The organism is Flavobacterium tistrianum (genome assembly GCF_003254545.1).
In the GTDB taxonomy this organism is placed as follows: Bacteria; Bacteroidota; Bacteroidia; order Flavobacteriales; family Flavobacteriaceae; genus Flavobacterium; species Flavobacterium tistrianum.
Genome location: NZ_QJRH01000071.1, coordinates 227,153 through 249,876, shown reverse-complemented (window position 1 = coordinate 249,876; position 22,724 = coordinate 227,153). Strand labels below are relative to the sequence as shown.

The window sequence follows — 22,724 nt, the reverse complement described above, 5'->3', positions numbered from 1 at the left end:
TAAATCCTTGTACTTTCAATGATTTTTATCATTAATTTCTTTCCGAAACTTTTTTACTCTCTATTTTTTAATGAAGAGGTAATCTCATTCATTCGTTTAACTTTTTCTTCAAAATTGCCTTTTAAGGTTTTTCGATATTCATTCAGGTTTTCAACCATTTGATTGATATCTTCCGGAATTACTTCTTCGAAAAACTCACGCAATCTCTTTGCTGTGGTCGGTGATTTTCCGTTTGTCGAAATGGCAATTTTGACATTTCCTTTTGTTACGATTCCACCCAGATAATAATCGCATAAATCTGGTGTATCGGCGATATTGCAAATCAGATAACGCTTTCTCGCTAAATCGTAAACCTTTTTATTTACTTTCAAATCGTCTGTACAGGCAATTACCATGTGACGTTTTTTGAGCATTTTCTTTTTGAACTTCGATCTTGTCAATGTTATCGAAGGATGCTTTTCGGCCAGAATTTTTATTTCTAAATGAAATTCTTTTGCCACTACCTCAACATTTGCATTCGGACTTGATTTTAGCAAGAATGAAAGCTTTTCCAGACCGACATTTCCTCCGCCTACAATCAAGACATTTAAATTGTGAAGCTTTAGAAATATTGGATATAATTCGTTTTGTTCCATGTTACCAATATGTTGTTCCTAACGGAACAATTAATAATGCAAACTTCGGGTTAAAACCTGACGCTACAAAATCGGTGGCAATCAGATGTTCCTAACGGAACATTATTACTGTGAAAACATTTTTTTTCTACCGATCAATTGTTCCTAACGGAACATTTATTGAAACCGTTTATTTTCTACCGATGAGATGTTCCTAACGGAACATAATTCTATCGAATTTCTTCTTTTGATAGAAATTCTTCGTAAAAACCTTTTAATTTGTTGCTTTCGCGGACAACTTCGCCTAAAACAATAATGGCTGGTGAACCTAATTGTTTTTGTTTTACAACTTCTAAAATCGAATCTACTGTTCCAATTCCAACTTTTTCTTCTGCCGTTGTTCCGTTTTGAATGATTGCAACAGGCAAATTTCCTCTATCTTCTTTTTGAAACAAATCGATTATTTGAGGCAATTTGTGCATTCCCATCAAAATCACGACTGTTGCAGATGATTGTGCTGCTAAAGCTACATCTGAAGATAATTTTCTATCTGAAGTTGTTCCCGTAATTGCCCAAAAGCTTTCTGAAACTCCTCTTTTTGTGATCGAAATTCCCTGACTTGCCGGAACTGCCACTACTGATGAAATTCCCGGAACTACGATTGTTTCAATTCCGAAGCTTTCTGCAAAATCAACTTCTTCTCCGCCTCTTCCGAAAATAAATGGATCTCCGCCTTTTAGTCGAACTACATTTCCGTAAGTCAAAGCATTATCAACAATCAATTGATTGATTTGATCCTGCGTATAGGCATGATTTCCGATTCGTTTTCCAACAAAAATTCTAATCGCATTTTTAGGTGCGTAATCCAGAATTTCTTCGTTGGCCAAAGCGTCGTACAAAACCACATTAGCTTCAGCCAATGCTTTTACAGCTTTCAGCGTAAGTAAATCGGGATCGCCCGGACCTGCACCTACTAAAGTTATTTTGGGTTTTATATTATGCATTTGCTAATTCCTGTGCTCTGAAAGTTTCGATTTTATCAAAGAAAACAGTTGCTTGTGCAATGTAATCTTTAGCGAAAGCTTCAGATGGTTCATTTTTATTAATCTGGTAAACCAAATCTTTAAAAGTTGAGTTTAATTCAATTTTATTAGTGTCGATAAAAACAGTATCAAACAAATCAACGATTCCTGCGTGGTGATTTGTTTTTTGGTTTTCTGCCAATAACAATGCTTTTGCACCGTTTACAAATCCTGCGTAAGCATGATAAATCGCATCTGACCATTTTTTCTCATCGAAAGATTCCTGAGCCAAAATGAGTTTCTCTTTAGCTTCAAACAATAATGTTGCAACTAAATCGATCACAACTCCAGCACATTCTCCAACTCCAACTGCTTTTACGTAATTGTCTGCGTTACCCCAATCCACAAAATCGGCTTCTGTTAAATTGGTTACATCTGCATACGGTTTTAAGATTTCGTAGAAATACTTTTCTCCTTTTGAGTCATAATAATCAAGGAATTTTTGTCCGCTTCCGTTAGCATCAAAATCATTTAAGATGGTACGCAATGCATCAGGACCTCTACGGCTTGGCACTTTAATTACTTTATCAGCAAAACGTCCTGCTCCGTTTCCTAATCTTCCTCCACCCAATAAAACTTGTAAAGCCGGAGCTACTAGTTTTCCTGAGTTGATAGACATTCCTTGGAATCCAATTGCAGACATGTTATGTTGTCCGCAGGCATTCATACAGCCTGAAATCTTAATTTCGATTTCGCGGTTGTTTAAATACTGTGGATATTCTGTACTTAAAACTCTTTCTAATTCTTCTGCAATACCGGTACTACTTGCAATCCCCAAGTTGCAAGTATCAGTACCCGGACATGCCGTAATATCTCCAACCGAATTATATCCTAATTGAACAAAGTCAAGTTTGGCTAATTCTTGATAAAAGAAAGGAAGATTCTCTTCTTTTATGTTTCGTATTACAATATTTTGACGCAATGAAAAACGTAATTCATTTGCTCCGTAATTTTTAATTAAATCGGCTAATAATCTTGCTTTATCGGTATAAAAATCTCCTAATAAAACTTTGATTCCGATTGCATAATAACCGTCTTGTTTCTGTTTGATTACATTCGATTTTTTCCACGCTTCATACGCTTCTGTGTCTTCGATTGTAACTTGTGGAACTTCTAATAACGGTTCTGTAATTGGTCCGTCGAAAGCAGTTGTATCAATTTCGTATGTTTCAAAAGCGATTGCTTTTTTCTCTTTTTCAACCAAATCAAGGAAAGCATCTTTCCCCATTTCTTTGATTAAGAATTTCATACGCGCTTTCATTCTTTTTGCACGCTCTCCGTATCTGTCGAAAATACGAATGATTCCTTCTGCTGTTGGAATGATTTCGTTTACGGGAACGAATTCTGAAAGTAATTCTGCATGCGCTGGCTGAGATCCTAAACCTCCTCCAAACATGATTTTGAAACCTTTTTGTCCGTCTTTTATTTTCGGAATAAATCCTAAATCGTGTAGATAACTCAAAGCAGTGTCTTCATCTGAAGAAGAGAACGAAATTTTGAATTTACGTCCCATTTCCTGACAAATTGGGTTTCTCAACAAGTATTGGAACAAACCATGTGCATAAGGCGAAACATCAAATGGCTCGTTTACATCTACACCTGCTAATTCGCTCGCTGTAATATTTCTAACGGTGTTTCCACAAGCTTCACGCAACGTAATATCGTCTTTTGCCAATTCTGACCAAAGCTCAGGCGTTCTATCCAAGCTTACATAGTGAATCTGGATATCCTGACGTGTTGTAATGTGCAAACGTCCTGTAGAATATTTGTCTGAAACTTGTGTAATACGCACCAATTGCTCGCTGGTAACTTTTCCATAAGGCAATTTGATACGAATCATTTGAACGCCTTCCTGACGCTGACCGTAGATTCCGCGCGCTAAACGAAGACTACGAAAACGCTCATCATCAATTTTTCCTCCGCGGAATAAGTGAATCTTTTTTTCTAATTCGATAATCTCCTTCTGAACTACCGGATTTTCTATTTCTGTTCTAAAACTTTCCATTTCTCTTTAGTTGTTGGTTGTTAGTCGTTGGTTGTTGGTTTGCTGGCAGATAACGATCAACCAAAAACCATCAACTATCAACTAGCGAATGAATCCTACTCCTGCTGTTGTGTTTGTTGCTGTATCAATTAAGATGAAAGCTCCGTTTGATTTGTTTTCGTTGTATGAATCAAAATATAACGGCTTGCTTAATTTGATCGTTACTTCTCCAATTTCGTTTATGGCTAATTGTGAAGCTTCTGTCGTTCCAGAGTAATCTGTTGCAATTGTATTTTTAATGCTTTCTACTTTTGCTAAAACTCTGTTGGTATTGTGCTGTACCAAATATTTAGTTCCCGCAACCAATTTTTTACTGTCCATCCAGCAAACTGTTGTCGTAATATCTTTTTCAATTTTTGGGAGCTCATCTGATTTTACAATCATATCACCTCTCGTTACATTGATATCATTTTCTAATTCGATTGTAATTGAAGAACCTGCTGTAGCTTCATCAAATTGCTTATCGAAAAAGTGAATTTTAGATACTTTTGATTCTGTTAACGATGGAAGAACTGTTACAGCATCTCCAACTTTAATTGAGTTTCCGTACAATTTTCCAGCGTATCCTCTAAAATCGTGGTATTCTTCTGTTTTTGGACGAATAACCGTCTGAACTGGAAAACGTGCTTTTCCTGCTTCGTACACATCATGAGAATGTAATCCTTCTAAATGCTCTAGAACAGTTTGCCCTTCATACCAAGGCATATTCTCCGATTTGTCCACAACGTTTCCGCCGTTGATTGCACTTAACGGAATGTAACTTACGTTTTGCTCTTTGAAAGTACTTTTTGCATTTAAAGCCTCAAAATCAGCTTTGATTTTATTGAAAACTTCTTCAGAGTAATCTACTAAATCCATTTTGTTGATAGCAACAATTACTTCTTTCACTCTCAATAAATTGTTGATGAAAAAGTGACGGTAAGTTTGCTCAATAACGCCTTTTCTGGCATCGATCAAAATGATAGAAACCTGAGAAGTCGAAGCTCCTGTAACCATGTTTCTAGTGTATTCTACGTGCCCTGGAGTATCGGCAATAATGTAACTTTTCTTTGCAGTCGAAAAATAAATGTGCGCAACATCAATCGTGATTCCTTGCTCTCTTTCTGCTACCAATCCGTCAGTTGCCAAAGAAAAATCAAGGTAATCGTATCCTTTTTGTTTACTGCTTTTTTCGATTGCTTCTATTTTATCAGTTGTCAACGATTTTGTATCGTACAATAATCTCCCGATCAAAGTACTTTTTCCGTCATCTACACTTCCTGCTGTTGCTATTTTTAAAACGTCCATCTTATATATTGTTTCAGGTTTAAAGTTTCAGGTTTCATGTTATCTCGAAACTTAAATCTGTATGTTTTTGTTTTCTTGATTCTAACTTTTAATTTTTAATTCTCGATTTTTAACTGAATTAAAAGTATCCTTGCTGTTTTCTCTTTTCCATTGCAGCTTCAGAACGTTTATCATCGATTCTGGCTCCTCTTTCAGAAATGGTTGATGATCTGATTTCACCAACTACTTCTTCGATTGTTGCTGCGTAAGATTCAACAGCTGCAGTACAACTCATATCTCCAACGGTTCTGAAGCGAACAATTCTTTCTTCGATTTGTTCGTCTTCTTCTTGGTACACAAAAGGAGAATGCGACCAGATTAAACCGTCTCTCAAAAAAACTTTTCTTTTATGCGAGAAATAGATTGACGGAATCTCGATTTTTTCTTTCTCGATATAACTCCAAACATCTAATTCTGTCCAGTTTGAAATTGGGAAAACACGAACGTTTTGTCCATTTTCAATTTTTCCATTTAAAATATCAAACAATTCAGGTCTTTGATTTTTTTCGTCCCATTGTCCGAAATCATCACGAACAGAGAAAATACGTTCTTTTGCTCTTGCTTTCTCTTCATCACGACGCGCACCCCCAATACAAGCATCAAACTTAAATTCTTCAATCGCATCTAAAAGTGTGGTTGTTTGCAAACTGTTTCTACTAGAATATTTTCCAGTTTCTTCAACTACTTTTCCTTCATCAATAGCATCCTGAACATTACGAACGATCAACTCTAAACCTAACTCTTCTACCAATTTATCTCTGAAAGCGATTGTCTCAGGAAAATTGTGTCCCGTATCAACGTGCAAAAGAGGAAACGGAATCTTAGCAGGGAAAAATGCTTTTTGCGCCAAACGCACTAACGTAATAGAATCTTTTCCTCCTGAGAAAAGTAAAACCGGTTTGTCAAACTGTGAAATTACTTCTCTGAAAATGTATATCGCTTCACTCTCTAAAGCGTTTGTTTTTAATACTGAACTCATTGTTTTTTTGTTTGATATTTTGTTTGTGGATTTTTTTGTTTCAGGTTTAAAGTTTCAAGTTTTTCACCTAATCTAAAATCTCCACTCTTTATTCTATAATCTTTATTCTATAATCTTTATTCTATGCTCTAGCAAAAAGTCTTGCCTCTTGCTTCTTTCTTCTAAAAAGTCTACTCTTTTTTAGCGCTATGTAAACCACACTCTTTATGGCTTGATTCCCACCACCATCTTCCTGCTCTGATGTCTTCTCCTGGGAAAATTGCTCTCGTACAAGGCGCACATCCAATACTTACGAAACCTTGTTTATGTAAAGCATTTTGAGGAACATTGTTTTCTGACAAATACGTTTCAACTTCTTCTAAAGTCCATTTTAGTAACGGATTGAATTTGATGATTTCGAAATTTCCGTCGTATTCAAACAAACTTAAATCTTGTCTGTTTTCTGATTGTTCGGCTCTTAATCCTGTAATCCAAACTGAATTTCCTACCAAAGCTTTTCTCAACGGAAGCACTTTTCGAATAAAACAACATTCTTTTCTGTTTTCAACTGAATCGTAGAAGCTATTTGGCCCTTTTGTCTGAAGCAAATTTTCAACTGATGCTGCTTCTGGAAAATAAACTTCAATCGCTCTTTTGTATTTTTTTAATGTTTTATGAAAAACATCATACGTTTCCTGAAATAATCTTCCTGTATCTAAAGTAAACACCTTAATATCTGTGTTACTTTTTGCAATAAAATCGGTAATTACCTGATCTTCCTGACCGAAAGAAGTCGAAAAAATGACTTTTCCCGGAAATTCTTTTGCTAAAAAAACTAAGGTTTCGTCAAGCGAAAGATTTTTAGTTTTCTCTAATAATTCTTGTACAATAATCGCACTCATAAATCTTTTCCTTTCTAAAATTATCTTTACAATAATTTAGATAATGTTTTTAAACTCAATATTATAATTAGAATCCCAACTGCAACCATCATTGGTTTTCTTTTGATTTTATTTACTAAATAAGCTGCCAAAGGCGCTGAAACGACTCCTCCTAAAATCAATCCGATGATCACCTGCCAGCCGTGGATTCCTCCGAAAAGCATAAAGGTGATACCGCTTGCAAATGAAATCGCAAATTCAGCTGCGTTTACTGACCCAATTGTATATCTTGGATTTCTTCCTCTTCCTAATAAAGTAGAAGTTACGATTGGCCCCCAACCTCCGCCTCCAACAGAATCCATAAATCCGCCAAAAACAGCTAAAGCGCCCAATTTTTTAGTTTTCTTTTTTACTATACTCTTTTTTAATGCCTTTCTGATAATAACAATTGCTAAAATCATCATATAAACTGCAATAAAAGGCTTAATAACGTCGCCATCAATTACATCAGACAATAAATAAGCTCCTGTAATCGAGCCTAAAACTCCGGGAATCAATAAATGCTTTACCAGTTTTTTATTAATGTTTCCGAAACGATGATGCGAAAGTGCCGATGCTCCCGTTGTAAACATTTCTGAAACGTGAACTGCTGTACTACTCACAACTGGCGGCACTCCGTAAGCCAATAAAAATGACGTTGAAGTTGCTCCGTAACCCATTCCTAAAGTACCATCAACCAATTGAGCAAAAACTCCAATGGCCAAAAACACTAAAAACTCCGCATTAAAACCATTCACAAATCCATCCCACGTAAATTCTGCGTGATGATTATAAATTAGTGTAGCCACTAAACCTAACAACAAAAGTACAGGTATCACAACCCATAAATTTTCCTTTGATAAAGCATTAGACTTTACCGCTGTGTTGTTTAACTTAAGTTCATTTTCCATGTTTTAAGAATTTGTTTTTGCTCTTAAAAATCCATTACCCTATCGGCTTAGTAGATTACTTTGCAAATGTACTACATATTTTGAAATATCAAAACAATATATTTACTTTTTTACAAGAGCTATTCTACTCTAAACCAATATAGAAGATATTTAAAGAACGATTAGTAAATTAATTTAACAAATTATGCACTGCCTCTTAAAATCTAAACAGCGCACCCTAATTTTGTGATTTGTAAAAATACACATTTAATCTCTACCAAATCTATAGGATAATTGTAAAAATGTTATTATTTTAGCGCCAAATTTTTTTTATGGATTTTCAGATTGGTCTTGTAATTGCGGGTTTAACAGTAGGCTTTATTGTTGGGTTAACAGGTGTTGGCGGTGGTTCTTTAATGACTCCTATTTTATTATATTTTGGCATTTCTCCAACAACCGCAGTAGGAACCGATTTACTTTACGCCGCTTTTACCAAAGCTGGAGGAGTATTTGTACATAATAAGAAGGGAAACATCAACTGGAAAATTACAGGCTGGCTTACTTTAGGAAGTGTTCCCGCCGCCTTATTGACTTTATGGATTTTAAATAGTATTAAAACCGATATTGAAACTATAAATCGCGTTATTAAATACAGTTTAGGATGGGCCTTATTGTTTACTTCTGTAGCAATTATATTTAAAAAGAAACTTTTGGCTTTTTCTCAAAAGCATGCTGGAGATAAGTTTCATAGCGAAAGCACGACTCAAAATATGCTGACTATTGGAATTGGCGTTTTATTGGGAGCAACAGTAACCTTAACATCTATTGGAGCTGGAGCACTCGGAACTGTCACTTTATTTTTTCTTTATCCATTATTACCGACTCCTCGTTTAGTTGGAACCGAGATTGCGCATGCTGTTCCTTTAACTTTAGTTGCTGGAATCGGACATGCTTCAATGGGAAATTTAGATTTAGGATTATTAGGTCAATTACTAATGGGATCTCTTCCAGGAATCTATATGGGAAGTATGCTAAGCGGAAAAGTGCCCGATCAATTTCTTAGAAATGCTATTGCAGTAATGCTTTTTATGGCTGGATATAAATTGATATTTTAGCATTCAAAACATATATAAACAAAAAGACCAATTCAAAAATAATGAATTGGTCTTTTTATTTGGTTTAAAGCATTTCTAAAAAGCAATATCTGCCAAAGAATTACTTTCTAATATTTTAAGTGTATTATCTCTAACCTCTGTCATTAAACGTCTTGCAGCACAGGTTGATTCATCATCGCAGTCATCGCATTTTTCGTAGAAATTATGGCTTGCACAAGGCAATAACGCAATTGGTCCTTCCAGAATGCGGTATACTTTAGCCATACTGATATCTTTGGGATCTTTTATCAGGTAATAGCCTCCGCCTTTGCCTTTTTTTGCTCCCAGAAAACCTGAATTTCTTAGCAATAACAAAATACTCTCTAAAAATTTAATTGAAATGTGCTCGCTTTTTGCAATTTCTGCAATTTGTACAGGCTCATTATTCTCACGTCTCGCTAAATAAGTTAAAGCTTTAATTCCGTATTTTGTTTTCTTTGAAAGCACTATTTTATATTTTAAATTGTAGAATGCAGATTTTAGATTTCCTAAAAATGAACAAACTCCATATTATTCTGCAACAAAAATAGACTTTTTAAATGAGAAAAATAATAGTTAGATAGTTAAATTCTACTAATTCTATCAAATTACTTCGTTAGTCCCAATTAAATTGAATTCATGAAACATTCTCATTTCTTCTTCCAAAGCTTTTTTGTTAACTACATAAGTATGAGAGATAGAATCATGCCAACCTCGCGATCCTCCCAAAAAAGTAAATGCATCAAACGGAATAAAACGACACAAGCTTCTTCTAAAAATAGTGGCAAAATCTGGTTTTTGTCCATTTTCATCTACCACAACAGTTCCTGTGATAAATTTTGCAATCGATCTTGCAAACAATCCTTCCATAACCAAATAATAAGCAAACGAAATAACAATAGCAATAACATTCCATCCAAAATCTCCCAGATTATCCATCCAAACTCCAAGCTCTATAAATCCTAAACCAATTAAAACTCCCAGAAAAACGGTAACCATTACAAAGACAACAATCGAAAAGAACAGATCTATAAGGTAATTTAAAAAACGTGCTCCGCTGGAAGCTAGCAATTTATCATCTAGAATGTAAGTAGTGTTGCTCATATGTTAATAGGTTATTTTTACTAAATATAGTTTGTTGATTACAACAAAAATATACTTTTTACATCAACAACCATAAAAAAGAATGACGATTTTTAACAGTAATAAATTTACAGTTAAAAATCGTCAAAATATAATTCAGAAATCTAAAAATCTGAAGTTTAAAATCTTAAATTAAAAAAGCGCTTGCTTTAAATCTGCGATTACGTCTTCTACAGTTTCTAAACCAACAGAAACACGAACCAAACCTTGTGTGATTCCAACTGCTAGTTGATCTTCTTCAGATAATTTGCTGTGCGTTGTAGACGCTGGATGCGTAACAATTGTTCTTGTATCTCCAATATTTGCTGATAATGAACAAAGTTGAATTGAATTCAAGAATTTTCTTCCAGCTTCAATTCCGCCTTTAATTTCAAATGCGATGATATTTCCACCCGCTTTCATTTGCTTTTTAGCGATTTCGTATTGTGGATGTGATTTCAAGAACGGATATTTTACACTGTTTACGTTTGGATGGCTTTCTAAAAATTCAGCCACTTTTAAAGCATTTTCGCAGTGTCTGTCTACACGAACAGCCAATGTTTCTAAACTTTTTGAAAGAACCCACGCATTAAACGGTGATAAAGCTGGCCCTGTATTTCTTGAAAATAAATAAATCTGTCTGATTAACTCTGCATCTCCAACTGTAACTCCACCTAAAACTCTTCCTTGTCCGTCAATTAATTTTGTCGCTGAGTGAATTACTAAATGTGCTCCAAATTTAATTGGCTGCTGTAAATATGGCGTTGCAAAACAGTTGTCAATAATTAAAATCAAGTTATGTTTTTTAGCAATATTTCCTAACAATTCTAAGTCAATTACATCAACTCCAGGATTTGTTGGAGATTCGGCGTATAATATTTTTGTGTTTGGTTTAATGAAACTTTCGATCGTTTCTGGTTTATTGATTTCGAAATAAGAAGTTTCAATATTCCATTTTGGAAAATAAGTCATAAACAAAGCGTGAGTCGAACCGAAAACACTGCTTGCAGAAACAATATGATCTCCAGAGTTTAACAATGCCGCAAAAGTAGAATATACCGCTGCCATTCCTGTTGCAAAAGCATAACCAGAATCAGCGCCTTCCATTTTGCAAATTTTCTCCACAAATTCGGTTGTATTTGGGTTGCTGAAACGGCTGTAAATATTTCTTTCTTTTTCTTCTGTAAAAGAAGCTCTCATGTCTTCAGCATCTTCAAAAACGAAGCTTGATGAAAGGTACAAAGGTACCGAATGTTCTAAATATTGCGATCTTTCTAATTGTGTTCTAATGGCTTGTGTTTCAAAACCAAATTCTTCTGTATTCATTGTGTTGTTTTTTGTTTTTTTTGTTTGAAGTTTCAGGTTTAATGTTTCAAGTTATTACTAAACTTAAAATTCAAACTGTCTAAAGAAATTTTCTAATTTCCTTAATTGACTAATTATCTAATTTACAAAGCTTCGTTGTTCAAGACAACTTTGTAGCTAATTGTTGCTGTTGGCTCAACCGTTTTAGCAACTGAACAGTATTTTTCAAATGAAAGTTGCGCTGCTTTTTTTGCTTTATCAGGATTGATTTCTCCTTCTAAATAAAAAACCACATCAATTTCTTTAAAAGGTTTTGCTTCTTCGATTTGAACACGCGTTCCTTCTACCTCAGCATTAAAAGAAGTGATTTCCTGACGTTGTTTCTTTAAAATTGAAATCATATCGATAGCGCTGCATCCTGCAACTCCCATTAACACTAATTCCATTGGGCTAGCACCCAAATCGCTTCCGCCAAACTCGGCTCTGCTGTCAACGTCAACTACGTGTCCGCGTTCATTTTTTACTTTAAAATGAAATGCGTCATTTACTCTGTTAAGTGTTACTTTCATTGTGTTGTTATTTTTTTGTTTTTTTTTATTCTTGTCATTGCGAGGAACGAAGCAACCCCACTACAATTACACAAAGCTTGATTTAGCAAATGTGATTGCTTCGTTCCTCGCAATGACAAACTAGACTTTTTACCCTTTATCAGACAATCTCAAAATATCTCCAAAAACTCCTCTCGCTGTTACTGCAGAACCTGCACCGGCTCCCTGAATAACAATTGGACGATCTCCGTAAGATTCTGTGTAAATTTCGAAGAAAGAATCAGAACCTTTTAATCCGCCTAATGCAGTATCTTTTGGCACTGAAACTAATTTAACTTCTAGATTTCCTTTGTCATTTTGTAAATCTCCAGACAATTCACCAATGTACCTTAAAACGTGATTTGGCTGTTGGTCTGCTTTTATTTTAGCATAAATTGGATCGAATTCTTTCAATTTAGTCAAGAAATCAGCAGCGCTTCCTTCACGTAAGTGGTCTGGAATTAGGTTTTGAATTGATATTTCTTCAAACTCGTTTTGCAAGTCTAATTCTCTAGCTAAAATTAATAATTTTCTACCAACGTCATTTCCGCATAAATCCTCACGCGGATCTGGTTCTGTATATCCGTTATCAATCGCTTCCTGCAAGATTTCGCTGAACGGAGCGTCTTTTGCAGAGAAATTATTAAATAAATAGCTCAATGTTCCAGAGAAAACCCCTTTAATTTTAGTAATATTTTCTCCTGAAAGGTGCAATAATTTGATTGTATCAATTAAAGGTAATCCTGCACCAACATTGGTTTCATATAAGTAATTCTTTTGATTTTCTGCTAACGCTTTTCTCAATTCTTTATAAAAACCGTAGCTTAACGTATTGGCCACTTTATTTGAAGAAATCAAGTCGAAACTGCTTTCTACAAGCGGAATATAGTTTTCTACGAAAGCCGCACTTGCCGTATTATCGATTGCAATTAAGTTTTCTAAATGATGTTCATTCGCATAAGCGATAATATCTTTTATTGTATAAGCTTCTCCTTTTGTCTGAATATCGTTTTTCCAGTTGTCTGTAACTCCGTATTTGTTCAAAAGTAGCTTTTTTGAATTCGCTATAGCGAAAACATTCAGCTTAATATCTTTACGTTTTTCAATTGCTGAAGCCGATTCTAAAATCTGGTTGATTAAAGTTCCGCCAACCAATCCGTGACCGAAAATTGCGATGTTGATCTTTTTAGAAACTCCAAAAATCTCTCCGTGAATAACGTTTAGCGCTTTGTTTAATTCCTCTTTTTTAACAACCAAACTCACGTTTTTACCCGTAACCGTATTGTTAAACAAAATCGGAACAATTTTATTTTTGATTAAAGCCGTATAAGGTTTGTGGAAAGTGCTCAAATCCTGACCAATAATCGAAATTACCGATACGTTATCTGTAACTGTAATCTGATTTACGTCTTTAGAATAAAAGTCATTTTCGAACTCTTTTTCTAATTCAACCATTGCAAGAGTAGCTTTTTCTGTTGCCACCACAAGACCGATTCCTCTTTCAGATGAACCTTGAGAAATGATACTTACACTGATATTGTGATCTCCCATTACTTTAAAAATTCGGGCATCGACTCCTGCTTTTCCAAGTAATCCGCGCCCTTCAAGATTTACAAGAGATACATTTTCTAAAACAGAAAGCGTTTTAATTCCTTCTTTCGAAGAATCTGAAGTGATTAATGTTCCTCGGTTTTCGTGATTGAACGTATTTAAAATACGTAACGGAATATTTTTCTCTAACAAAGGAATAATCGTCTTAGCATGAAGAATCGTTGCTCCAAAATTGGCTAATTCGTTCGCTTCATTAAACGATAAATATTCTATCTTCTTAGCATCAGCAACTAAATCTGGATTTGCAGTATAGATTCCGTCTACGTGCGTGAAGTTTTGAAGTTCTTCTGCATTTAAATAATTTGCGATTAACGAAGCGGTATAGTTACTGCCATTTCTACCTAAAGTAGTTGTGTCGTTGTTGTTATTAGATCCAATGAAACCTGTAACTATATTAACCGTTTCTCCGTTATGTTCTTTAAAATAATTGACTACGTTTTTCTTTGAAAGCTGTTCTAATGGCTGTGCATCACCAAATTTAGAATCGGTTTTCAGCAAATCTCTTGTGTCTACAAAATTGGCTGGAATTCCTTTTTCCAATAAAATTGCTGTCAATAATTTAGCCGAAAGCAATTCACCTTTTGACAAAATCTGATCTTTGATTTTTTTGCTATAATCGCCAATTAAACTTACACCTTCAAAAAGTTTGTCTAAGACGTTAAATTCTTCAGACAAATCAACTTGAGGATAATCTGATATTTGATATTTTTTAAAATTCTCTAATAATTCTTTATAACTGCCATTTTTAGCAGCAATGCTTAAGATAAATTCAAGCTCGTCTGTCGCATTTCCGCGCGCAGAAACTACAACGGCAATTTTTTCACCTTGATTTACTTTATCAGAAATGATTGAAACAACTTTGTTAAGTCCTTCTCCGTTTGCTAACGATTTACCTCCAAATTTTAATACTTTCATTTTATTTCTTTATTGTTTCTGCCTTAAAAATGTCGGCAAGTAAATGATCTAATTGTTTGTACTCGATTAAAAAAGCGTCATGTCCGTGAACCGAATCAATTTCGCTGTAGATAACATTGTCTTTAAATTTCTTTAATTCTTCGTAGGTTTCTACGTTTTCTTTTGCTGTGAAAAACAAATCTGAATTGATTCCTATGATATGAATTGAAGCTTTTGTTTGAGACAATAAGTTTTCAAAACTTTCACTATTTCTAGTAATATCAATTGTTTTAAGCAACTGATTCATTAATTTATAAGAAGACAACTGAAATCTTTTCTGCAATTTTTTCCCGTGATGCGCCAACCAGCTTTCGATATTAAAAATCAAAAGATCTTGATTGATTGTTCTTTGGAATTTTTCTTTGAAAGATTCTGGCGAACGGTAACAAAGCATTGCATGAATTCTAGCGTCTTCGATTGGTTTTGAAGAATTGTTTAGAATTTGCTCTTGCAGGAAGCAATTGGCAATAAGCCAATCTGTCGATTTCCAATCGCTTGCAATCGGAATAAGGTTTTCTGTAATATTTGGCGCTAAAGCTAAGATTTCCCAAGCGATTCCGCCACCAACAGAACCTCCGATAATTGCAAAAAGTTTTTCAATCTGTAAAGCTTTTACACCTTCGATAAAGATTCTAGCAATATCTCTCGCAGTAAAGTCAAGATAGTTTTCGATTAAAAAAGAATTATTTCCGTTTCCAGGAACATCAAAAGCTAAAATGGTATAAACAGAAGTGTCTATGGTTTTACCTTCTCCAATTAAATCATTCCACCAGCCGTTTTCGCCCGTAACCTGAGAGTTTCCTGTTAAGGCATGATTAACCAAAACGATTGGTGCACTGTGCAAGGACTGACCTGCCAATGTAAAATGTAACGGGATAGAATGAAAAGCTGCACCACTTTCTGTGATGAATTCTTGAATTATAATAGGGTTTGGTATATTTTCCAATTTCAAATCTGTTGTATTATGATTTGTATATGGAAATATTAGAAAGAAAAACTAGGTTTAACTAGAAAAAATCTTGTTGTTATCTTTCCACGTTTGGCGTGGTAGAATGTAGCACCTTCTTCGTTTTACCGAAGGGTTGCTAAGGCTTCATCGGGTCTAATCCCTCGTCCTTTCTTTATAACATTTCAATACGTGTTTGAACTTAACGAGTGCAAATTAACTACTATTTTCTTAAACAAACAAATTTTATCTAAAAGTGTTTGTTAAATTTCTGAGACTTACTTTAGCAAAAACTATTATACGCAAAAATTTACCGAACAAAAATGCCCAGTAAAATTAAGCAGGTTTTACCCTAGTTTATGATGCTTTTTCTGTTTAGATAAAAAGCGTGTCATTTTCTTTTGAATACATCAAAAACAATAAAGAGTTCGGTGCTTTTTTCTCAGCTCCTTTAGCTTCTTCTGTGATTCCAGCCTCAGTTATTCCGAATCTTGGATGAGCCAATTCGTTTGTTGGCGGCGGATTATTTTTTCTTGTCCTTCTGTTTTTCAAATTTGAAATTTTTTCTGCTAAGTAGTTCAATGTGCTCATGATATTAAGTTTTAGTTAAGTTGTGTTTTATAATCTTTATTTCTCGTTTATCTTTTTGTTAATTCGTTTTATCGAATAAAAAAACCCTTTTGGATTTTTATGATACCAAAAGGGTTTAAGTTTTTACACTCACGTATACTTTTAGTATCAACAGACGTATGCGCAAATAAGCGCGACAGTAAACATCTTGTTCATCTGTAAGGATTTATTCATCTGTGATTTATATTGTATTTTATTTAAATTCTGCATTTGTATTAAATTAAAAAGCCTCCTAGATATTTCTTAGGAGGCTCTTACTATATTATTATTGTATTCTTACAATTTTTTTAAGCAATAGACACCCCAGCCTCGGTCTTAACCGAAATGGCACAAAACATTTTGTTGACTTTTAAGTTCATTTGATTTCTAGTAGTTTTTGGGTATAACAAATATGCAAATATTTTTTTTATTACACAAATTAAATTCAAGAATTTAATTACAAAAATCGTTGAAAATGTGTTTTTTAGCGTCAAAAAACATCTTACAAAAATGAAAACGAAATAACACAAGTAAAAAACTTACAAAACAAGCTTAATTTTCTTCATAACTCCATTTGACAAATCAATTTATCAAAGAACTTTTTTCTTTTTTTTCTAAAAAATTACAGCCAAACCGCTTCTTTAGTCCTAATTCGCTCTACAATTTTTAGGATATCGGTTATAATTCCTCTTGAAATTGCCTGTTTACATGGCGGAGCGCTCTGAATTACGATCGGAGTATCGGCGTAAGATTTGGTATAAATCTCAAAAATAGTGTCGGAACCTTTCAATTGTCCTATTGGAGAAGCTAATGGTTCTGAAATTAATTTGGCTTCTAAAGTGTTTTTTTCCACATCAAACTCTCCTACAAAACGGAGCACATGATTTTCTGCCTGAGTAATTTTGGCGATTTTAAAAGATTTATCTACAGCCTCTTTGTCGAGCACTCCATTTTTTTCTAAATGCTCTTCCGTTATAAAGGGTTTGATTTTAATGTCTGAAAGCTCAAAATCTTTTCCAATTTCTCTGGCCAATATCAAAAGTTTTCTTGCGGTATCATTCCCTGATAAATCTTCTTTAAAATTTGATTTCATTAAACCTAAAAGACTGGCATCTTTTAAAACAGACGAAAACGAAACGTCTTCTGATGAAAATCGATTGAAAACATAACTCAGATTATCTGAGAAAACCCCTCGAATCTTTGTGATTTTTTCTCCCGAATAATACAAATCTCTTAAGGTCTGCAAAACAGGAATTCCAGTTTCAACAGATGTTTCATACAAAAACTCTTTGTCGTACTTTTTAAGATTTGCTCTCAGTTCTTTATATAGATCTATCGGAAGTGTATTGGCTTTTTTATTTACAGCTACAATATTAAATCCGTTTTTAATTAAGGTATTGTAATGTTTCACCAATTCATCACTAGCTGTTGCATCTACGGCAATTAAGTTTTCAAATTCATTTTCTTGTGCAAATTCGACAATATCTTCTACCTTAAAAGGAACTGCCAATTGTCTGAAATTGGTTTCCCAAGAATAGCCTACGCCTTCTTTCTCAAAAAAAGCAACCGTAGAATTGGTTATAATTGGAAAATGAAAATCGACATTTTTGCTTTCGAGAAAAAAATCCTGACTTTCAATAATCTGATTAATCAAAGTGCTTCCGATATTTCCAATTCCGAAAAGGATAATGTTTATTTTAAGCTTTGACATAATTTCTAACATTTTAGTTTTCAACTATAGTTAAGACTTACTGCTGTGCGTCTCTACATATGGTTTAAATTTTATAATGGTGTTTTTCATAAAAAATTACCTTTAGCAAAACCACTCGCTAAAGGCAATTTTTCAAACAAAAAACAAAAAAACCTAATTTTTATTGATACTGAATTGAGAAAGCGACACGCTCTCAAAAACAGTTTGCAGATCTGCAATTAAATCTTCTATATCTTCAATTCCAACAGATAAACGAATCAAATCTTTAGAAACTCCTGTTTCTATTTGTTCCGCTTCTGTTAATTGTTGGTGTGTAGTACTTGCTGGATGGATAATCAGTGATTTTGTATCACCAATATTGGCTAATAGAGAGAATAATTTTGTGTCGTCTACTACTTTTTTGGCCGCATCAAAACCTCCTTTTAATCCGAAAGTGATAATTCCGCTTTGGCCTTCTGGTAAATATTGTTTAGCTAAATCATAATATTCATTTGATTTTAAACCTGGATAATTTACCCAGACTACCTCATCTTGTTTTTCTAACCATTCAGCTAAAGCCAAAGCATTTTCACTATGTTTCTTGATTCGAATTGGAAGCGTTTCTAGTCCCTGAATAATCTGAAAAGCATTAAATGGACTCAAAGCAGCACCAAAATCACGTAAACCTTCAATTCGAGCTTTTGCAATAAAAGCTGCATTTCCTAAAGCTTCATGATATACTAATCCGTGGTATCCTGCAGATGGCTCGGTAAATTCTGGGAATTTTCCGTTTGCCCAATCAAAGTTTCCAGCATCAATGATAACGCCTCCTAATGAAGTTCCGTTTCCTGCGATATATTTAGTTAAGGAGTGAATTACAATATCGGCACCATATTTAATTGGGTTTAATAAATAAGGTGTCGCAACTGTATTGTCTACTATAAATGGTACTTTGAATGCTTTGGCTTCTGCCGAAATTGCTTTTAAGTCTAGTACGTCTAATTTTGGGTTTCCAAGAGACTCAACAAAGAAAGCTCTTGTATTTTCTTTTGCTGCTTTGGTAAAGTTTTCAGGCTTTGAAGGATCTACAAATGTGGTTGTGATTCCTAATCTTGGCAGGGTAACTTTTAATAGATTGTAAGTTCCTCCGTATAAACTATTTGATGCAACAATATGATCTCCCGCTTTTAGCAAAGTCAATAAAGTTGTGGAAATTGCCGATGTTCCAGAAGCGGTTACTACTGCTCCAATTCCGCCTTCAAGTGCCGCCAGTCGCTGTTCCAAAATATCGTTTGTCGGATTATTCAATCTTGTGTAAATAAATCCAGCTTCGGCAAGACCAAATAAATTGGCGGCATGATCTGCGTTATTAAATACATATGATGATGTCTGGTAAATAGGCACGGCTCTAGTTCCTGCGTTTTTAGTTACGTCGTGTCCTGCGTGTAATGCGTTTGTTGCAAATTTTTGTGTACTCATGATTTCTTAGTTTTTTAAATATTGTTAATACTATATATAAAAGTGGTATTTGACTTTGAAATTGATTTAAGCTAAAAGATCTTCGGCTTCTTCTTCAAGATCATATAGATGAAACAGTAATGATTTCTCTGTTTTTCTCTGCTGTGCAGGATCATATTTTGGAGTTTCAGTCGATAATTCTTCTGAATTGTTATTTCTTAATAGGTATTGAAATGCGATTGTATTTATATCTAATGTATTCATGATTTAAAATTTAAAATGTTGGAAATAAAAAAGCCCTTTCGGATGGCGACCAAAAGGGCTATAGTTTAACTATAACAAAGATTCTACTCTTTCACTTTTGGCAACAGCAATGTGGGATGCACATTTGCATCATCTTACAACACATCATATTTCTTCTTGCTATTGCTTTCATTTTTATATTAATTAATCTTATTTTTTAAATTCGACTATTTCTATAGAGTAAAAGTAGTAAATATTTTTAAACCACCAAATTAAAATTAAATTTTTGTGTTTTCTTTTTTTTGAAATCTCTTTCAAGCCTCTATTTAAAAGGCTTGAAAGAAACTATTTGAATTAAAATTTAAAGCTTAAACGGGCAAAACCAAATCTTCCGTTTAATCCGAATTGAGAAACTGCTCTTGAATACGCAAACTGATTCGCATTTGTCAAATCTGTACTTGGCGCTGGCGACAAAGTTGGAGTTGTATTTGTAAAAGCTGGAGTTGCAGGATTATTTCTGTCTGGATAAACATCTCCTATATTATTAACTCCAATTGTTGCTCTCAAATGTTCGTTGATCTGATATCCTAAAGATAAATCAGTAACCAATTTTGCGCTGTATTCTGGATGTTCGTACACAGAAGAAAATCCGTCTAGGTTAACATCTGTTGCTCCTGGATCTGTAACTTTTCCGAAATAGCTGTTTCTTAAATAAATATCTAGTTTTTTAATATTGAAAGTAGTCATCAAATTGGCTTTCAATTTCGGAATCGCTTCTTCTAAATATACTCGGCTTGATTCTGGAAAGAAAGAATAGATATAAGGTTCTCCTCCAGCATTAACGATAGATTGTGGAATATGCAAATCTCCTACTCTTTTGGTTTCGTTGAAACTAAATGCAAAATCATTTCTAATTGTGAAATCTTGAATTACATCGTATTTCTGAGAAATTACCAAATCAATTCCTTTTGTTTCAGAGTCGATTCCGTTTGTCCAGAACGAAGCTCTTTCTACTCCTTTCAAGTCAAATGCTTGTTGAAACAACGTCAATGCCTCAGCCTGTTCTGGTGAAGTTGCTGCTGCGATCTGCGCATCTGTTGGTCTTGAATATTGTCCAGACAGTACAATTCTGTCGTTGATTCTCGTAAAATAAGCATCAGTTGCAATGGTTATGTTAGCTTCAGGAATTTTGAATGTAAATCCTGTACTGATGCTTTTTGATTTTTCTGGCTTTAAACTTTCAATCCCAATGCTTTTTGCCGCTTGCGAATCGTTTGTAAAATATCCAACTTGATATGGTGCACCGTTTATAAACTGAGTAGAACTTGACTCAAAATATCTTTGCTGTAAAGAAGGCGCTCTAAAACCAGTTTGTCCAGAAATTCTCCAATTGATATTATCATTCAATTTTAAAAGAGAAGCCAGTTTAAATGTAACCGTGTTTCCAAAGTCTGAATAGTTTTCATAACGTGCCGCTCCATTTATAAGCCATTTTTCAGTGGCATTCAATTCTAAATCAACATAAGCCGCTCCACTCTGTCTGTCTTTTTCTTTAGCATCTGAAGGCTGGAATCCTGAAAATCCTTGTGCTCCTGCTCCACGTTTGTTTCCAAAAAAGTCAGTTACAATTAATGGCGAATTGCTTGGTAAAATTCCTGAAACTAAATTTCCGTTTACATCATATAATCCGTAAGAAGCTTCTTCTCCTGCTTTAATCTGGTAATTTTCATATCTGAATTCACCTCCAAAAGCAACGTTCAATCCTGCAAGAACATCATATTTTCTGCTAAAATCTAAATTTGTTGTGCTTTGTAAAAATGAAACTTTTCCGGCATCAAAACTAAAAGGAGAATTTGTGCCTAAAGTTGCATTGATGGTATTATTTACATCATAATTAAAAGAATTTGTACCTAAGTTGGTGCTTAAATCAGTATCAAATCCGAATAATTGTGTGTTTATTCCAACTGCTCCAGAAGCATCTAAAATTTTTGATTCAATTTCTGGCAAGAATCCGTTTTGATACACTTGCGTGAAAGTTCCAGAACCGTTTGGCAATCTGTTAAAGGCATACGATTTACCGCCTCGATAAGAAACGCCTCCAAAAGAATACAAAGAAGTGGTTTCGCTCAAAGGATACTTAGCATTAAAATACAATTGTCCTGCAGCCAACTCAGACTGTCCAACACTCATATTATAATCACTTCTCTGCTGATTTCTGTATGCTAGCTCATTATTAGTAACATCAAAATTTAAAGCCGTCTGCATCTGCGCAATTGTCGATGCCGATGCAATAGCGTTTTGCTGAGCTGGTGTAAAATAGCTTACTTGCGGTGCATATTGCTTTAATGATGATAAAATCTGAGCTGAATTTGCAGTCGTATTAATGTTGCTAAACAAAGAGTTGATTTCTACACCATCTTGTGCCGCTCTATTTTCAACAGCATTATAAGCATTAAAAATAGCATTGCTTCTAATTCCTGCTCTGCTTGTTGCTTGTCTAGTTACGGCAGTTCCTGTAATATTTAAGAAACTTCCCGGTTTGCCTAATGAAGTTCCGTAGTTTAAATCGATTTGAGCTGTTTGTCCGTCTGCTCCTCCTTCAAAATTATTTGATCCTGAAGATAGATTTGCTCCGTATTGAATCCCTCCTGTCAAATAATTAGCGTTTTTCTTTAAAACAATATTGATAACTCCTGCAATCGCATCAGAACCATATTGCGCAGCAGCTCCATCCCTTAAAACTTCTATTCTTTCTATAGCAAAAGACGGAATTGCATTTAAGTCTGTCCCGACAGATCCTCTACCTGGCGATCCGTTTATGTTTACCAAAGCACTGGTATGTCTTCTTTTTCCGTTTACTAAAATTAAAACTTGATCTGGTCCTAATCCTCTTAATTGTGCAGGATCTACGTGGTCTGTTGCATCTGCTGTAGATGTTGGGTTACTCGTAAATGACGGAGCAACATAATTTAAAATTTGAGTTACGCTAGTTTGCGGTGCTCCTTTTGTTATTTCTGATACGTTAAAAACATCTACCGGAACTGGCACGTCTGTTTTAACTCTGTTTTTACTTCTTGATCCAATAATAGTAACTTCAGACAGTTCGTTGTTTTTTAAACTATCTTGCTCTTTTTTATTGTCTTGAGCATAAAGTCCTGAAAATGTCACAAGACCTAAAACGATTAGTACATTTTTCTTCATTTCTTTTTTTACTGAATTAATTATTGTTTTT

At 34.4% G+C, this 22,724-nt stretch carries 19 protein-coding genes and 1 riboswitch; of the genes, 1 reads left to right on the top strand and 18 read right to left on the bottom strand.

The features are described 5' to 3' along the window. Positions 1–53 precede the first annotated feature (53 nt). The 7 genes from DMB71_RS16125 to DMB71_RS16095 all read right to left on the bottom strand — a co-directional run bounded on the left by DMB71_RS16125 (position 54) and on the right by DMB71_RS16095 (position 7,855). Positions 54–635 (bottom strand): precorrin-2 dehydrogenase/sirohydrochlorin ferrochelatase family protein, encoded by a 582-nt coding sequence (locus tag DMB71_RS16125; RefSeq protein WP_111367809.1) that lies wholly within the window; start codon positions 633–635, stop codon positions 54–56. A 209-nt stretch (positions 636–844) separates the two neighbouring features. After that, a complete protein-coding gene (cobA, locus tag DMB71_RS16120; RefSeq protein ID WP_111367807.1) occupies positions 845–1,618 on the bottom strand; it encodes a uroporphyrinogen-III C-methyltransferase in 774 nt (257 codons plus the stop codon). Further along, positions 1,611–3,701, bottom strand: a complete 2,091-nt coding sequence (locus DMB71_RS16115) for a HEPN domain-containing protein (RefSeq protein WP_111367805.1) — start codon at positions 3,699–3,701, stop codon at positions 1,611–1,613. Before DMB71_RS16115 ends, cobA begins: the two co-directional genes overlap by 8 nt. Before the next feature lie 81 nt (positions 3,702–3,782). Beyond that, entirely contained in the window at positions 3,783–5,027 is a 1,245-nt protein-coding gene (locus DMB71_RS16110) for a sulfate adenylyltransferase subunit 1 (RefSeq protein ID WP_111367803.1), read from the bottom strand. Between the two features lie 118 nt (positions 5,028–5,145). Further along, positions 5,146–6,063, bottom strand: coding sequence for a sulfate adenylyltransferase subunit CysD (cysD, locus tag DMB71_RS16105; protein ID WP_262489180.1), 918 nt, complete (start codon positions 6,061–6,063; stop codon positions 5,146–5,148). 152 nt (positions 6,064–6,215) lie between these two features. Beyond that, positions 6,216–6,926, bottom strand: coding sequence for a phosphoadenylyl-sulfate reductase (locus DMB71_RS16100; RefSeq protein ID WP_111367801.1), 711 nt, complete (start codon positions 6,924–6,926; stop codon positions 6,216–6,218). Positions 6,927–6,952: 26 nt separating this feature from the next. Further along, positions 6,953–7,855, bottom strand: a complete 903-nt coding sequence (locus tag DMB71_RS16095; protein ID WP_204251798.1) for a sulfite exporter TauE/SafE family protein — start codon at positions 7,853–7,855, stop codon at positions 6,953–6,955. A gap of 311 nt (positions 7,856–8,166) precedes the next feature. Here DMB71_RS16095 and DMB71_RS16090 point away from each other — a divergent pair, with 311 nt between their 5' ends. Next, entirely contained in the window at positions 8,167–8,949 is a 783-nt protein-coding gene (locus DMB71_RS16090) for a sulfite exporter TauE/SafE family protein (RefSeq protein WP_111367799.1), read from the top strand. A 75-nt stretch (positions 8,950–9,024) separates the two neighbouring features. Here DMB71_RS16090 and DMB71_RS16085 read toward each other — a convergent pair whose 3' ends face one another. The 11 genes from DMB71_RS16085 to DMB71_RS16040 form a co-directional block, all read right to left on the bottom strand. Then, entirely contained in the window at positions 9,025–9,435 is a 411-nt protein-coding gene (locus DMB71_RS16085) for an RrF2 family transcriptional regulator (protein ID WP_012023576.1), read from the bottom strand. Between the two features lie 135 nt (positions 9,436–9,570). Continuing rightward, positions 9,571–10,071, bottom strand: coding sequence for an RDD family protein (locus DMB71_RS16080; RefSeq protein ID WP_111367797.1), 501 nt, complete (start codon positions 10,069–10,071; stop codon positions 9,571–9,573). 171 nt (positions 10,072–10,242) lie between these two features. After that, the gene (locus tag DMB71_RS16075; protein ID WP_111367795.1) at positions 10,243–11,415 is read right to left on the bottom strand and encodes a trans-sulfuration enzyme family protein; all 1,173 of its coding nucleotides are present in this window, start codon (positions 11,413–11,415) and stop codon (positions 10,243–10,245) included. 122 nt (positions 11,416–11,537) lie between these two features. Beyond that, positions 11,538–11,963, bottom strand: coding sequence for an OsmC family protein (locus tag DMB71_RS16070; RefSeq protein WP_073413581.1), 426 nt, complete (start codon positions 11,961–11,963; stop codon positions 11,538–11,540). Positions 11,964–12,092: 129 nt separating this feature from the next. Beyond that, on the bottom strand, positions 12,093–14,507 hold the full coding sequence (thrA, locus tag DMB71_RS16065) for a bifunctional aspartate kinase/homoserine dehydrogenase I (protein WP_111367793.1): 2,415 nt from the start codon (positions 14,505–14,507) through the stop codon (positions 12,093–12,095). Position 14,508: 1 nt separating this feature from the next. Next, positions 14,509–15,492, bottom strand: a complete 984-nt coding sequence (locus DMB71_RS16060; RefSeq protein WP_239452990.1) for an alpha/beta fold hydrolase — start codon at positions 15,490–15,492, stop codon at positions 14,509–14,511. Between the two features lie 76 nt (positions 15,493–15,568). Next, a riboswitch (SAM riboswitch) is annotated at positions 15,569–15,676 on the bottom strand. Between the two features lie 191 nt (positions 15,677–15,867). Then, the gene (locus tag DMB71_RS16055) at positions 15,868–16,083 is read right to left on the bottom strand and encodes a hypothetical protein (protein WP_111367788.1); all 216 of its coding nucleotides are present in this window, start codon (positions 16,081–16,083) and stop codon (positions 15,868–15,870) included. 640 nt (positions 16,084–16,723) lie between these two features. Next, positions 16,724–17,812, bottom strand: a complete 1,089-nt coding sequence (locus DMB71_RS16050) for a homoserine dehydrogenase family protein (RefSeq protein ID WP_111368061.1) — start codon at positions 17,810–17,812, stop codon at positions 16,724–16,726. Positions 17,813–17,965: 153 nt separating this feature from the next. Next, positions 17,966–19,270 carry an O-acetylhomoserine aminocarboxypropyltransferase/cysteine synthase family protein gene (locus DMB71_RS16045; protein WP_111367786.1) on the bottom strand — a complete coding sequence of 435 codons (1,305 nt, stop codon included), beginning with the start codon at positions 19,268–19,270 and terminating at the stop codon, positions 17,966–17,968. A 66-nt stretch (positions 19,271–19,336) separates the two neighbouring features. Then, a complete protein-coding gene (locus tag DMB71_RS21995) occupies positions 19,337–19,513 on the bottom strand; it encodes a hypothetical protein (protein WP_162614837.1) in 177 nt (58 codons plus the stop codon). Between the two features lie 333 nt (positions 19,514–19,846). Next, the gene (locus tag DMB71_RS16040; protein WP_111367784.1) at positions 19,847–22,693 is read right to left on the bottom strand and encodes a TonB-dependent receptor plug domain-containing protein; all 2,847 of its coding nucleotides are present in this window, start codon (positions 22,691–22,693) and stop codon (positions 19,847–19,849) included. Positions 22,694–22,724 lie beyond the last annotated feature (31 nt).

What these genes read in the sequence shown, in the direction of transcription:
- DMB71_RS16125 (WP_111367809.1), bottom strand. Translation starts at nt 635, where the DNA reads ATGGAACAAAACGAATTATATCCAATATTTCTAAAGCTTCACAATTTA.
- cobA (WP_111367807.1), bottom strand. Translation starts at nt 1,618, where the DNA reads ATGCATAATATAAAACCCAAAATAACTTTAGTAGGTGCAGGTCCGGGC.
- DMB71_RS16115 (WP_111367805.1), bottom strand. Translation starts at nt 3,701, where the DNA reads ATGGAAAGTTTTAGAACAGAAATAGAAAATCCGGTAGTTCAGAAGGAG.
- DMB71_RS16110 (WP_111367803.1), bottom strand. Translation starts at nt 5,027, where the DNA reads ATGGACGTTTTAAAAATAGCAACAGCAGGAAGTGTAGATGACGGAAAA.
- DMB71_RS16100 (WP_111367801.1), bottom strand. Translation starts at nt 6,926, where the DNA reads ATGAGTGCGATTATTGTACAAGAATTATTAGAGAAAACTAAAAATCTT.
- DMB71_RS16095 (WP_204251798.1), bottom strand. Translation starts at nt 7,855, where the DNA reads ATGGAAAATGAACTTAAGTTAAACAACACAGCGGTAAAGTCTAATGCT.
- DMB71_RS16090 (WP_111367799.1), top strand. Translation starts at nt 8,167, where the DNA reads ATGGATTTTCAGATTGGTCTTGTAATTGCGGGTTTAACAGTAGGCTTT.
- DMB71_RS16080 (WP_111367797.1), bottom strand. Translation starts at nt 10,071, where the DNA reads ATGAGCAACACTACTTACATTCTAGATGATAAATTGCTAGCTTCCAGC.
- DMB71_RS16075 (WP_111367795.1), bottom strand. Translation starts at nt 11,415, where the DNA reads ATGAATACAGAAGAATTTGGTTTTGAAACACAAGCCATTAGAACACAA.
- DMB71_RS16070 (WP_073413581.1), bottom strand. Translation starts at nt 11,963, where the DNA reads ATGAAAGTAACACTTAACAGAGTAAATGACGCATTTCATTTTAAAGTA.
- thrA (WP_111367793.1), bottom strand. Translation starts at nt 14,507, where the DNA reads ATGAAAGTATTAAAATTTGGAGGTAAATCGTTAGCAAACGGAGAAGGA.
- DMB71_RS16055 (WP_111367788.1), bottom strand. Translation starts at nt 16,083, where the DNA reads ATGAGCACATTGAACTACTTAGCAGAAAAAATTTCAAATTTGAAAAAC.
- DMB71_RS16050 (WP_111368061.1), bottom strand. Translation starts at nt 17,812, where the DNA reads ATGTCAAAGCTTAAAATAAACATTATCCTTTTCGGAATTGGAAATATC.
- DMB71_RS16045 (WP_111367786.1), bottom strand. Translation starts at nt 19,270, where the DNA reads ATGAGTACACAAAAATTTGCAACAAACGCATTACACGCAGGACACGAC.
- DMB71_RS21995 (WP_162614837.1), bottom strand. Translation starts at nt 19,513, where the DNA reads ATGAATACATTAGATATAAATACAATCGCATTTCAATACCTATTAAGA.
- DMB71_RS16040 (WP_111367784.1), bottom strand. Translation starts at nt 22,693, where the DNA reads ATGAAGAAAAATGTACTAATCGTTTTAGGTCTTGTGACATTTTCAGGA.